The 12,098-nt window shown below is 67.0% G+C and carries 12 protein-coding genes and 1 pseudogene; 5 read left to right on the forward strand and 8 right to left on the reverse strand.

Features of this window, described 5'->3' with window-relative positions:
- Positions 1 to 74: 74 nt before the first annotated feature.
- Positions 75 to 782: an IspD/TarI family cytidylyltransferase gene (locus tag JWQ81_RS42500; RefSeq protein ID WP_297551251.1), complete on the forward strand. Its 708-nt coding sequence runs from the start codon at positions 75 to 77 to the stop codon at positions 780 to 782.
- On the opposite strand, the gene JWQ81_RS42505 is transcribed toward JWQ81_RS42500, so the two are convergent.
- The 5 genes from JWQ81_RS42505 to JWQ81_RS42525 form a co-directional block, all read right to left on the reverse strand.
- On the reverse strand, positions 745 to 1,734 hold the full coding sequence (locus JWQ81_RS42505) for an aldo/keto reductase family protein (RefSeq protein WP_297551125.1): 990 nt from the start codon (positions 1,732 to 1,734) through the stop codon (positions 745 to 747). The genes JWQ81_RS42500 and JWQ81_RS42505 overlap by 38 nt on opposite strands.
- A 33-nt stretch (positions 1,735 to 1,767) precedes the next feature.
- Positions 1,768 to 2,616: an SWIM zinc finger family protein gene (locus tag JWQ81_RS42510; RefSeq protein ID WP_297551127.1), complete on the reverse strand. Its 849-nt coding sequence runs from the start codon at positions 2,614 to 2,616 to the stop codon at positions 1,768 to 1,770.
- On the reverse strand, positions 2,609 to 5,683 hold the full coding sequence (locus JWQ81_RS42515; protein WP_297551130.1) for a DEAD/DEAH box helicase: 3,075 nt from the start codon (positions 5,681 to 5,683) through the stop codon (positions 2,609 to 2,611). Before JWQ81_RS42515 ends, JWQ81_RS42510 begins: the two co-directional genes overlap by 8 nt.
- An 80-nt stretch (positions 5,684 to 5,763) precedes the next feature.
- Positions 5,764 to 5,952, reverse strand: coding sequence for a DUF397 domain-containing protein (locus JWQ81_RS42520; protein ID WP_297551131.1), 189 nt, complete (start codon positions 5,950 to 5,952; stop codon positions 5,764 to 5,766).
- Positions 5,953 to 5,973: 21 nt separating this feature from the next.
- Positions 5,974 to 6,840, reverse strand: coding sequence for a helix-turn-helix transcriptional regulator (locus JWQ81_RS42525; RefSeq protein WP_297551133.1), 867 nt, complete (start codon positions 6,838 to 6,840; stop codon positions 5,974 to 5,976).
- Between the two features lie 445 nt (positions 6,841 to 7,285).
- On the opposite strand from JWQ81_RS42525, the gene JWQ81_RS42530 reads away from it, so the two are divergent.
- Positions 7,286 to 7,510: a hypothetical protein gene (locus JWQ81_RS42530; protein ID WP_297551135.1), complete on the forward strand. Its 225-nt coding sequence runs from the start codon at positions 7,286 to 7,288 to the stop codon at positions 7,508 to 7,510.
- Positions 7,511 to 7,638: 128 nt separating this feature from the next.
- On the opposite strand, the pseudogene JWQ81_RS45225 reads toward JWQ81_RS42530, so the two are convergent.
- Positions 7,639 to 7,926: pseudogene (locus JWQ81_RS45225) on the reverse strand (erythromycin esterase family protein); the annotation flags it as partial.
- 98 nt (positions 7,927 to 8,024) lie between these two features.
- On the opposite strand from JWQ81_RS45225, the gene JWQ81_RS42535 reads away from it, so the two are divergent.
- Positions 8,025 to 8,399: a GntR family transcriptional regulator gene (locus JWQ81_RS42535; protein WP_297551137.1), complete on the forward strand. Its 375-nt coding sequence runs from the start codon at positions 8,025 to 8,027 to the stop codon at positions 8,397 to 8,399.
- Between the two features lie 267 nt (positions 8,400 to 8,666).
- The gene (locus tag JWQ81_RS42540) at positions 8,667 to 9,455 is read left to right on the forward strand and encodes a methyltransferase domain-containing protein (RefSeq protein WP_297551139.1); all 789 of its coding nucleotides are present in this window, start codon (positions 8,667 to 8,669) and stop codon (positions 9,453 to 9,455) included.
- A gap of 296 nt (positions 9,456 to 9,751) precedes the next feature.
- Here JWQ81_RS42540 and JWQ81_RS42545 read toward each other — a convergent pair whose 3' ends face one another.
- Positions 9,752 to 10,201: a CoA transferase gene (locus tag JWQ81_RS42545; protein WP_297551140.1), complete on the reverse strand. Its 450-nt coding sequence runs from the start codon at positions 10,199 to 10,201 to the stop codon at positions 9,752 to 9,754.
- On the opposite strand from JWQ81_RS42545, the gene JWQ81_RS42550 reads away from it, so the two are divergent.
- Positions 10,188 to 11,066, forward strand: coding sequence for a hypothetical protein (locus JWQ81_RS42550; RefSeq protein ID WP_297551143.1), 879 nt, complete (start codon positions 10,188 to 10,190; stop codon positions 11,064 to 11,066). The two genes, JWQ81_RS42545 and JWQ81_RS42550, sit on opposite strands and share 14 nt — an antisense overlap.
- A gap of 135 nt (positions 11,067 to 11,201) precedes the next feature.
- Here the strand turns inward: JWQ81_RS42550 and JWQ81_RS42555 are convergent, their stop codons facing one another.
- A complete protein-coding gene (locus JWQ81_RS42555) occupies positions 11,202 to 12,086 on the reverse strand; it encodes an alpha/beta hydrolase (RefSeq protein ID WP_297551145.1) in 885 nt (294 codons plus the stop codon).
- Positions 12,087 to 12,098 lie beyond the last annotated feature (12 nt).

The raw sequence follows: 12,098 nt of genomic DNA on the forward strand, positions 1-12,098 counted from the left end.
GGCTGGTGATCACCGCCTGCCCCGGCGGCGATGGTTAGGGTTCCCTCGTGGCGGAACGAGCAGGTGCGGCCGGAGTGGTGCTGGCGAGCGGAGCCGGGACCAGGGTCGGTGCCGGGGTCAACAAGGTCTACCTGCCGCTGTCCGGGCGACGGCTGCTGTGCTGGTCGCTCGACGCGTTCGGGCGAACGCCGGGCATCGGCACGCTGGTGCTGGTAATCCGGCCGCAGGACGCCGCCCTGGCCGCCGAGGTGCTCGAGACGTACTCCAGGGAGGTGCCGGTCGAGGTCGTCCACGGCGGCGGGACACGGCAGGCGTCGGAGCTCAACGCGTTGCGGCACCTCGCGCCGAGGATTTCGGACGGACAGGTCGACACTGTCCTGCTGCACGACGCGGCCAGGCCGCTGGTCGGCCCGGACCTGATCGCGGCCGTGCTCACGTCGGCGCGGGAGTTCGGGGGAGCGGTGCCGGGGCTGGCCGCGGACGACGTCGTCGCAGTCGGCGAGGGCGGGACGCACTTGAGCGGACACGCGGTGGTCGGCGCGGTGCGGGTGCAGACTCCGCAGGGCTTTCGCGCGGAGCCGCTGCTCGCGGCCTACGAACAGGCTGATCAGGAGGGTTTTCTCGGGACGGACACGGCGTCGGTCATGGAGCGGTTCTCCTCGCTGCCGGTGCACTGGGTGCCCGGCAGCGAGGAGAACTTCAAGATCACCTACCCCCACGACCTGGTGGTCGCGGAGCAGGTTGTCAGGGGCTCCGCGTCAGCGACGCGTCACGCTCGATGACGCCGTCCAGCGCGTCGTCGATGGCGGACAGCACCTCGGCGTCCAGCTTGACGCCGGCGGCCTTGACGTTCTCGTGCACCTGCTCCGGGCGGGACGCGCCGACGATGGCCGAGGCCACGTTCGGGTTCTGCAGGACCCACGCCACGGCCAGCTGAGCCAGCGAAAGGCCCGCTTCGGCGGCGATCGGCTCCAGCTTGGCGACCTTCTCCAGCGTCGTATCCGACAGGAAGCGCTTGACCATATTCGCGCCGCCCTTCTCGTCGGTGGCGCGGGAGCCCGCGGGCAGCGGCTGGCCGGCCTTGTACTTGCCGGTCAGCACGCCCTGCGCGATCGGGGACCAGACGATCTGGCTGATGCCTTCACGCTCGGAAGCCGGGACGACCTGGGATTCGATGACCCGCCACAGCGCGTTGTACTGCGGCTGGTTGGAGATGAGCGGCACGTTCAGCTCGCGGGCGATCGCGGCGCCGCGGGTGATCTGCTCCGCGTTCCACTCCGAGACGCCGATGTAGAGCACCTTGCCCTGGCGGATCAGGTCGGAGAAGGCGAGGAAGGTCTCCTCGAGCGGCACCGTCCGGTCGAACCGGTGCGCCTGGTAGAGGTCGATGTAGTCGGTCTTGAGCCGCTTCAGCGACCCGTTCGCCGACTCCATGATGTGCTTGCGGCCGAGTCCCTTGTCGTTGGGACCTCCGGGACCGGTCTGCCAGTAGACCTTGGTGAAGATTTCCAGGCTCTCCCGGCGCTGACCCTCCAGCGCGCGGCCCAGCACGGACTCCGCCGCGGTGTTGGCGTAGGCGTCGGCGGTGTCGAAGGTGGTGATGCCCGCTTCGAGCGCTGCCTTGACGCAGGCCTGGGCCTGGTCCTCTTCGACCTGGGAACCGTGGGTCAGCCAGTTGCCGTACGAGATCTCACTGATGTTCAGGCCGCTACGGCCGAGACGACGAAATTCCATAGTCGCCATCGTAGTCCCGAACCCTTCGCCTTGCTAACGACCTGGAGTTGCTCCACCTGGTCGTGGAGGCCAGTCCTGGGCGTCCTCGTACCAGGGCCGGAGCAGGTCGAGCAGCGGTTTCCCGCGAACGGTGACGTCGACCTCGGGAACCTGCGTCAGCAGGGCGGCGCCGTGGGCCGGTGGCCGCGCCGGCAGAACCAGCGTGCCGGCCGGTTGGAAGTAGCGGTCGAGGCATTCGGTCAGCGGTGTGACGAGCGACTCGTGCGATTCCCGGTCGGAAGCCGGGACTCCGGCGTCGCGGATGGCCTGAAGGTTGCCGAGCAGGTCGTCGCGGGAACGCCCGCGCCAGCCGAGAATCGTGAACGGGTCATCGTCGAATTGCTCCGCGAGGAGATAACACACCGCGGCGAGGTGTTTGCACGGCACTTCATAGTCCGGGCAGGAGCAGTCCATCTGCAAATCCCGGAAATCGCCGGGGAACAGTGACAGTCCGACGGCCGCGAAAACGTCCTCGATGTCCTCGGGCATTTCCCCGGCCAGCAGTTTCGCGGTGTACCAAGCCCGCTCCGCGAGGGCGTGTTCCACTTCCGCCCACTTGGTCTTTCCGAATACCTTGACCTTGATCCGCACCCCGTACGGCCGCGGACTGGTGCCCTGCACGCGCGCGGTCACCGAACCCGCCTGCACCTTCAACTCGGTCACCTGGCCTGCGCGGGCGTAGTTGCGGCCGCGCTGAAGCCGTCCGCCGACACCGATCGATTCGAGTACCCCGATGAACCTGTTCGACCACCAGGTCTGCGCGATCGCGCCCCGTTTGCTGCGAGCCTTGATCCCGTCGGCGGCCAGCCGCGGCTTTGCCGGTGGATAGAATCCCCTAGTCAACGCCGGCCTCCGACAAGGTGAACATTTCGCGCAGGGTGTCGGTCGACAGTTCGGTCAGCCAGCCTTCACCGTCGCTGATGACCAGATCCGCCAACGCCTTCTTTTCTTCGATCATCTCGTCGATCTTTTCTTCGAGCGTACCGACGCAGATGAACTTACGTACCTGGACGTTGCGCTTCTGGCCGATGCGGAACGCCCGGTCGGTCGCCTGGTTCTCCACCGCGGGGTTCCACCACCGGTCGAGATGCACCACGTGGTTCGCCGCGGTCAGGTTCAGCCCGGTCCCGCCCGCTTTGAGCGAGAGCAGGAAGATCCCCGGCCCGGATTCCGACTGGAACCGGGTCACCATGTCGTCGCGGCGCTTCTTCGTGACACCGCCGTGCAGGAACAGCACCTCCTGGTCGAATTTCGCCGACAGGTGCGGTAGCAGCATTTCGGAGAATTCGGTGTACTGCGAAAAGAGCAGCACTTTTTCGCCCTGGTCGAGGATCTCGGTGAGGATTTCTTCCAGCCGGATCACCTTGCCCGAACGCACGCCGACCGGAGACCTGTCGTGGAGCAACTGCCCGGGGTGGTTGCAGACCTGCTTGAGCTTCGTCATCGCGGCCAGTACGTTGCCGCGGCGCTGGATTCCGTCAGAATCCTCGATCTTCTCCATCATTTCGTCCGCGACCGCGCGGTACAGCGAAGCCTGCTCGGTGGTGAGCTGGCAGTACTGCTTCATTTCGATCTTCTCAGGCAGGTCGTCGATGATCTGCGGATCGGTCTTGAGCCGGCGCAGCAGGTACGGCCGGGTGATTTTGCGAAGGCGTTCGACGGGTTCGGAAAGCCCGTCGCGTTCCACCGGGATGGCATACCGCTTGCGGAAGCTTTGTGACGTCGACAGAATCCCCGGATTGATGAAGTCCATCACGGACCACAGCTCGGCAAGCCTGTTCTCCATCGGTGTGCCGGTGAGCGCGATCCGCTGCCCGGCCTGGAGCTTGCGCACCGCGACCGACGAACGAGCCAGGTTGTTCTTGACCGCCTGCGCCTCGTCCAGCACCACCCGCTGCCACTCGTACGCGGCCAGTTCGTCGATGTCCCTGGTCGCCGTCGCATAGGTGGTGACGATGACGTCGGTTTCGGCGAGCCTGTCGCGCAGCTCGTCGCCGTGCAACCGTTCGCGACCGTGATGGGCGTAGAACCGCAGCTCGGGGGTGAATTTCGCGGCCTCGCGCTGCCAGTTGCCGACGAGTGACATCGGGCAGAGCAGCAACGTCGGCAGGCTAGCTTCGTCGGCGCCGCGGTGCATGACCTCTAGTGCCAGCAGCTGAATCGTCTTTCCGAGGCCCATGTCGTCGGCGAGGCAGGCGCCCAGCCCGAGCCGGGACAGGAAGGCCAGCCAGGCGAGGCCTCGTTCCTGATAGGGCCTCAACTCGGCGTGGAGACCGGGTGGTGCGGGTTCCGGGCGCAACGACTGCTCGACCGTGCCGTCCAGGAAGTCGCCCAGCCAGCCGGTTGCCTGCAGCGCGTTCAGTTGCAGCGGCAACTCCGAGTCGTCCGGATGGGTGGCCGCCAACCGCAGCAGTTCGGCGGCCGGTTTGCGCCCAGACGGCTTGCGGCGCAGGAACTCCATGCCTTTGCGGAGCCGTTCGGCATCGACCGCGACCCACTGGCCGCGAATCTGCACGAGCGGGGCCTTGGCGGCCGCGAGCGCGGTGAGCTCCTCCTCGGTGAGTGCTTTGTCACCGATTGCCAGCTGCCACTCGAAGTTGACGAGCTGGTCCCGGCCGAACTTGCTCTTTTTGGCCACCACACCGTCTGTCGGCGTACTGCTCGCCGACAGGACCAGTCCGAGCTTGTCCCGTCGTTCCCACCAGGACGGCAGCATGACCCCGAAACCGGCCTCGTCGAGAAGCTCGGCCCCGCCCGCCAGAAACCGGTAGGCGCCGTCGGCGTCCAGCTCGAGCGAGTCCGGCCGGGCCTGGTTCAGCGCCGACGCCAGCTCGGGGAACACGCGCGCGGCGCGGACCAGTTCGCTGAGCAGCAGTTCTTCCGGTCGGTCCAGCCAACGTCGGAGGGCTCCATCCTGGGTCCACACCTGACCCGCGGGGACCTGCAGGCTCGGATCCTCCACGGACTGCACCAGGAACTCGAGTCGCCAGGCCTGCTCGGCGAGGTCGTCGGAACCGGCCGATTCGGCCAGGCGGAAGACCAGCTTGGCCGCACCGATCTCGCCGGCCCCGACCCCGGCCCACCCGGACAGTTCGCGCTCCAACACGTCCAGTTCGGCGCGGTCGGCCTCGAACCGGCCGCCGAAGACGGTGTCCGCCAGGGAGATCAGCCACGCTTCCGCTGCCGGGAGCTGCCGTGAGCTGCGTCCTTTTCGCGGCGGCAGGACGCTGATGTCGAGGCTGCCCAACCGTCGGCGCTGCGCCGCGTCGACCAGGTCGACCAGCACAGTGGTGACGATGCTGTCCGGACGTACTCCGGTGAGGTCGCCCACCTCCGCCGTCTCCGCACGGCAAACCGGCGGCATCGCGGCTACCAGCGCGTGCGCGGTCACGGCGTCCTGGCCTTGCAGTACAGGCCGCCAGCACGCGATGGGCCCGGCCTCGCCCCAGACGAGGTCCGGCAGCACCCGGCGTCGCTCGACGAGATCGTCGGCGAACTCGGCGAGGGTGGTGAGGAACCTCACCGAGGCCCCGAGGCGAAAGTCTTCCGTGACCGCGTCTTCGTGCTCCGTGAACAGGTCCGCGAGCGTGGCCGCGGCCAGTTCCGGAGCGACCCAGGTGGTCGGCACGGACCAGGGGAACAGTGTGGGTGCCGTGGTGGCGGCCGGGCGGGGGGCGACGCGGACCAGCTCAGGCGAGTCGAGGGGCGCCGACCGCAGTGACGGCAGCAGCAACGTCACCGTTCCCGTCTTGCCGACCTGCCCGACGACGGACTCGGGCACCGGCGCGGCGAACGGATGCGGCCGCGCGCTGCGCATCGCCTGGCTCGGGCTTTTGACCTTCAGCTCGGAATCCTCGGACCACAAGCCCAGACCGTGTTCGGCGGACCACAGCGCATGCACCACGAACATGCCGGTGAGGGTACTGCCTGGCGACCACGACGAGTGAGTGGCTAGACCGGTTCTAACCGGTCTAGCCACTCACTAGTCCTCTACGCGAGGGCGGACAGGAAGGCCCGCATGGTGGTCGCGGTGAGGGCGAGGACGGGGCCGTCGGCTCCGAGTTTGGAGTCGCGCACCCCGATCCAGCCGTCCACTGTGGCCAGTTCCACACACTGACCCTGGTCGGCGCTGCGGCTGCTCTTGATCCAAAGAGCGTCCGCGAAGTCCGGGTTTGGCACGTCGGCGATCCCTTCTGTGCACTACGTGTAACGCGCCGCCACCTCCCGGATGAAGTCGATGGACTCAGCCGGTCCCAACGCGGCGGCGGTCATGCGGCGCCATTGACTGGCGTAGCTCCGCACTACGTCCTTTTCGTCGATATAGCTGGCGTCGTCATATGTTTCCACATAGGCGATGTCCAGTGGCGAGGCCAATCCGGGCGCACCCAGCGTGAGTAGCGTGAAGGCGAACGGGACCCCGCGTACGTAGGTCTTCGTCTTGTAGGGCAGAACCTGAATCTGCACATGTTTGAGCTGCGCCAGCGTTGTCAGGTGGTCCAGCTGCGCGCGCATGACGTCGGCGCCGCCGATCTCCCGGTGCAGGCACGATTCCGAAAGCACGAACGACGCACCCGGGGCGCTGTCGCCGAGCAGGTGTTGCTGCCGTCCGATCCGAGTTCGGATTTGGTTCTCGACAGTCTCCGGCTCGCTCGCTGCGGCGAGGGCTTCCGCGTGGATGGCTCGGGTGTAGTCCTCGGTCTGCAGTAGCCCGGGGATCAGCTCCGCCTGGACCCAGCGGATCTCCTCGGCGCCCGATTCGAGGTCGACGTACATCCGGAACCACTCGGGGATCGACGCGCGATACCCGTCCCATCGGCCGCGCTGGTTCGCGCCCCGTGCCAGCGTGAGCAGGCCTTCGACCTGCTCGGGAGCGTATTCGTAGAACTCCAGCAGCATCTTGACTTCGGGCATCGACACGCGGGTCTGACCGAGTTCGAGGCGGCTGATCTTGCTGACCTTCGCGCCGATGTGGTCGGCGGCCTCGTCCTGGTTAAAGCCCTTCTGCTCCCGGGCGTGGCGCAGCTCGTTGCCGATGAGTTTCCGGCACACGGTCTGGTTCGTGGACATGCGCAGACAGTAGCCGTAACTCACTGGCTGTGTCGCCTCACCCGTTCGATGGGTTCCTTAAACCATGATTCTCAATCTATGGGTTCCCATGTTAGTTGATCGCAGGGGAGTGGGATGAACGCCGTCGAGTTGGCCGGACTGGTCTTCGGCAGTGTGGTGACCGGGCTGTTCGTCGTGGTGATCGGCGTCTGGGCGGTGTCGCAGCTTGTCGAGGAACACCGTCGACGGAGTTTTCGCGGCGCCGAGTTGGCTTCGCTCATCGCGGACTGCGAACGGGACTCCACGCGGCGGGACGAGGGCGCTCCGCCTCCGCGCGTGGTCGGTAGGGCGGGAGGGACGAGCGCCGATCGAACGATCCGCGATCGCCACCCGCCGGTCGGCCCGGACGATCGGCGCCCCAACGCCGCCACGATCGTCCGGGCCGGCCCTTGCCGGAGCAGGCGAGATGATGGAGTTCGGTTGGGCCAGCGGGTTCGTGAAACCCGGTGTCTGCCACATCCGGACGGTCTATCCCGGCGGCGAACGCAGCACCTGCTTCGAAGGCACTCGCGTATTCGTCGCGATCTGTGGCGCCTGGCTCGGCCCTGAGCCTGATGTCGTCACCGAGGACGACCTACCCCGGTGCGCAGCTTGCGAGCTCAGCCTCAGGCCGTTGCCGACGTTCGATTGAACAGGCCGGCGTGCGTGACTTCCTGGCAGTGCACGATGACGTCGAACCATTCGGCGAGCGAGCCGCCGGACAGGTGGTAGGCGGCATCGCCTGCCGCGGTGGTCGGCCACGTTGACGATGCGGACCGGGTCGGCCGGGTGCTGCTGGTTGTGTCGGTGCAACCAGCTGACGGCGTCGAGGAGTTCCCTGGTCCGCCAGAATGACCGGGCGTTGGCCAGCAACGTTTGTGGGTCACCGGCTCCCGTGCGTACGTACTCGTCGAGCAGGATGCTCGTCGCGTCGTCGCCTTCGACCGCCAGAGAACGGAATCCCAGTTCCTCAACGAGAAACCTCAGTATCCGGTGAGAGGCGCCCGCAAGCTCGTGCGTGTCGCGGGCTGAGACACCGAGGACCACGAGGCGTGCGTTAGGCGCCATGTCGCGCAGTGGTTCGAGGTCGGTGAGTGGCTTGTCGGGATCGAGGGTGGTGAGCGGGTGGGCGTGGCGTTTGATCCATTGCGTCGGGGTGTCAATCGTTGAAGTCGTCACGCGATCACTACCAGCAGATCCGGGACCGGCTCGTCGAGGTCATCGCCGAGGGTGTGCTGACCGAGGGCAGCCCGTTGCCGCCCGCCCGGGCACTCGCCGCGGAGTTCGGGATCAACCTCCACACCGTGAACAAGGCCTACGACCTGCTGCGCAGGCAGGGCTTGATCCGGCTCAACCGCAAGACCGGCGCCGTGGTGACCCTGACAGTCGCGGGTCCGCCGTTCCACGCGGAATGGACCGCGAGAGCACGGACCCTGCTCGCCGAGGCTGTCGCCAGAGGATTACCGGCCGACGAAGCTCTCACGATCTGTCGGTCTGTGCTCGATTCATTCGCCGCCACGCAGTCAGAGGACACGCCATGACCGTTGCCATCTCCGTGAGTTCGGGGTTGTCAGCATTGGTGCTCGTACTCGCCCTGGTGCTCCCCTCGATCTCCAGCCCGACTGTGCCCTTCGGGGTTCGCATACCGGCCCAGCGTGCCTGTAACGCTGCGATGAGTCACTCGGCATATCCCCAACGCGTCCGGACACCGATTCAAGTCCAAGTGCCGGGCGCACGGCACTGAGCCGACCGCGTGATGTTGGTCAACGTCGGTGCTCGCGCGACGTTGACGGGGTCATGCTGTTGCCGTGAACCGTTACCTGCTCGACAACCGCCGTCCGGAAGCGGGCGAAAGGTTCGCAGCGCTCGCCGAACTGTTCGATCCATGGACGTTTCGCCACCTCGACGACTTAGGGCTTGGCGAAGGATGGCGGTGTTGGGAGGTCGGTGCCGGCGGCGTCTCGGTACCGCACGGCCTGGCAGAGCGCGTGGGACCCAGCGGCCGGGTGCTGGCCACCGACATCGACGTGTCGTGGACCGAGCCCGCAGCAGGCGGTGTACTGGAAGTACGTCGGCACGACGTGATAGGCGACCCGCCGCCGGCGGAGAAGTTCGACCTGGTCCACGCCCGACTGGTGCTGGTCCACCTGAAGGATCGCGCGGCCGCACTGCGGATCCTGATCGATGCGCTCCGGCCTGGCGGATGGCTGGTGATCGAGGATGCGGACCCTTCGCTGCAGCCGCTTGCCTGTCCGGACGAGCGCGGCCCCGCCGAGGAGTTGGCGAACCGCCTGCGCGCCCGAATCCGCACGCTGATGGCCGAGCGCGGCGCAGACCTCGCGTATGGTCGCAAGCTGCCCAGGCTGCTGCGTGAGTCAGACCTGGAGGACGTCAGTGCGGAGGCCTACTTCCCGATCGGATCACGCGCCTGCGTCATCCTGGAAGCGGCCACGATCCAGCACGTTCGCGACCAGTTGCTGGCCGCGGAACTGGCGACCCCCGAGGAGATCGAAACACACCTCGCGAACCTCTCCGGCGGCGACCTACACCTCATGCTCGCACCGATGATCACCGCATGGGGCCGCAAGCCGGCCTAACTCTCCGATCCATCAAGGAAGACCGTTTTCCGTGATGTGCACGCTCGTCGCCCACCGGCCTTCACCGAATGCCCGTATCCCCATACCGCGGTCCAGGTGAGAACACGCCTGTCGCGGAGATCGCGGCAATCGCACGACGTTCAGCGGGTTCTGGGCTCGCACTCCGACTGCGATGCAGCGGCCGGCGACATCCCGGAGATCCCGCAACTGCCTAATCTCCTCGACGGCGTCACCAGCGCAGTACACGGCACCGACTGTCCGCTCGACACTGTCGCGTGGACAGTCAGGTGGTCCATTCAGGTCTCGGGGGCAAGGTAGGCGTGCTGCTCGCCCGCGCCCGCTGTGGCGTGAGCCCATTGCTGGTCGAAGATGCCGAGGCTGAGCAGCCAGAGGGCCATTCGGGTCAGGGAGACGTGTACGCGGTAGCTGCCGCCTTCCTCAGCCCGCCGGATCAGTGCGCGGGTGATGCCCATCGTGGTCAGCCAGGGGACGATGTAGTCGTTGACGACCATGATGGGAGGCAGGCGGCGGTTGTGGTAAAAGACGTCCGCATCTCGCAGCAGTTCGGAGAGCCGCTCTCGGCCGTCGTCGCTGTGCGGGTCCAGCAGCGCCGATCGAACCCCCACATTCGCGCTGTAGTAGACCGTCTCGTGTTCGAGCTCGGTGGGGCGCCACAGGTTGAGCACGTCGGCACCGTGCAGCGCCAGCGCGCGACCGATCCCCGCTCCCGCGATGACCTTGCCCATGCCGAGCGCGCGGATTCCGTCGAACGGCTGTGTCGCGTTGGCGGGGAACGGCTCGGGGGCACTGTCGCCGATCTTCTCGATTTCGACGAGTGGCAGGTCCGCGAGGACAGTGCGGTACTGGGATGGCGGCGCCGACCGCGGATTTGGTGTCGTGGGTGGCGAGCAGCTCGAGGGCCGTGGTGCGCATGGCCGGGTACATGTTCTGCGGCAGCACCCACCGTTCGTCGGCGGTGCGGTAAAAGGTGAACGACATCGGGCTCCGCGGGTCCGCGGTGGAGAACGGCGGAAACCCGCTGAGCAGTTCCCAACGCTTGTCGTAGAACGGGCACAACCGGTGCGGCGCGGTACGCAGGTCCATCGTGATGTCCTGGCCGGGGCCGCCGCGATGGCGCCACAGCGCGGCGACCGCCACGGACTTCGCCACCAGCCCGAATCCCGCAGCGCTGGCGAGCCGCAGGGTGCTGGGCACGATCGGGTCGGCTCCCGTGAAGGTGATGGTGCCGCTGCTATCCCAGGGGTCGAAACCGGCCTGAGCGAGTACGTCCGCCAAGGCTCCATATACATCGAAGTCACGCTGGTCACCCACTCTGTCCGGAATCTCTTGCCGATCCGGTCCTCGGCCGGCATCAACGTGCCCGTGCTCGCGATCAACGGGGCCGACGACCCGTTCTTCTGCGGCCTGCTGGCTGCGGACTGCCGAACCGGGACCACGCTCGCGAACTTCGAACTCCCCTTCTTCGGTCCACGCGCCACCGTCGAAGGCTATGTCGTCCCAAACACCGGCCACGGCCTCAACATCGAACGCACAGCGCCGCGGACGTACACCGCGATGATCGACTTCCTCGATCGGCACGTCGGACACTGAAGACGGCCCCCGGCTCAGCCTTGGACACCCGCTGGGAAAGCTGATGCCCACTCGTCCGCTTCTCAGCGCGCCCTCAGCGGCATGAGCGGATGTTCGACGCCGACATGTGCGGGGGCACGCGGCTGGGTCAAAGCGTCATTCCTGGTCGACTTCTGCGTAGAAGGAGTGGAGCGCGGCCGCAAGTTGTTCGGGGGCTTCCATCGCGACGTAGTGCCCGATGCCCTCGATTCGCAGGGCGGTCACGTCGGTGGCGACCTGGCGCAAGGTCGCTGGCGTGAAGTCCCCCGAGCGGCCCGCCACCGCGAGCACGGGCATGCCCAGCTTCCGGGTCGCCAGCTGGCGAAGTTCTTTCCCCTCCGAGACTAGAGATCGGTACAGGCCGGCGGCGCCGGCGAACGCGTCGGGTCGCGCGTAGGAGCGGACGAGCTCGTCGACGTCGGTGTCGGTGAACGCGTCGCGGATAACGGTGAGCGAGGGGATCGCGTAGTCGGCGAGGAATGCTCGCTCGCGCCCGGCGAGGAGCATCTCCGGGATGTCAGGGGCGGCCAGGACTCCGATGTGCCAGGCGCCGCCGTGGGTGACGTCGGCGAGCATCTCGGCGCCAAATCCCGGGAGGCCGGTCTCGATCCCGGTGTAGCTCTTGACGAGTTCGGGGTGGGTGGCGGCAACGCGGAACGTCGACGAGCCGCTGATGTCCTGGCCCGTGAGGTGGACAGGGCCGACATCCAGCCATGCGATCAGCTCGCTGAGGTCTTTCGCCGAGGTCGTGCTGTCGTGCTCCGGCATGGCGGTGGCGGAGTCGCCGAATCCGCGCAGGTCGACTGCGAACACCCGGTGGTGCTCGCTCAGCAGGGGGATCAGCTTGTGGAAGACCCACCAGGTCTCCGGGAAGCCGTGGACCAGCAGCACAGGGGACCCGGAGGTTCCAGCGGTCACGTAATGCAGTTCGGTGCCGTTGAGGCCGGCCCGGTGGTGGTCGACAGCGGGGATGGTGGCACCGCCGAAAGCGGACCTGTCCATGACACTCCTTCG

It is taken from the genome of Amycolatopsis sp., from assembly GCF_025464955.1.
GTDB lineage: Bacteria > Actinomycetota > Actinomycetes > Mycobacteriales > Pseudonocardiaceae > Amycolatopsis.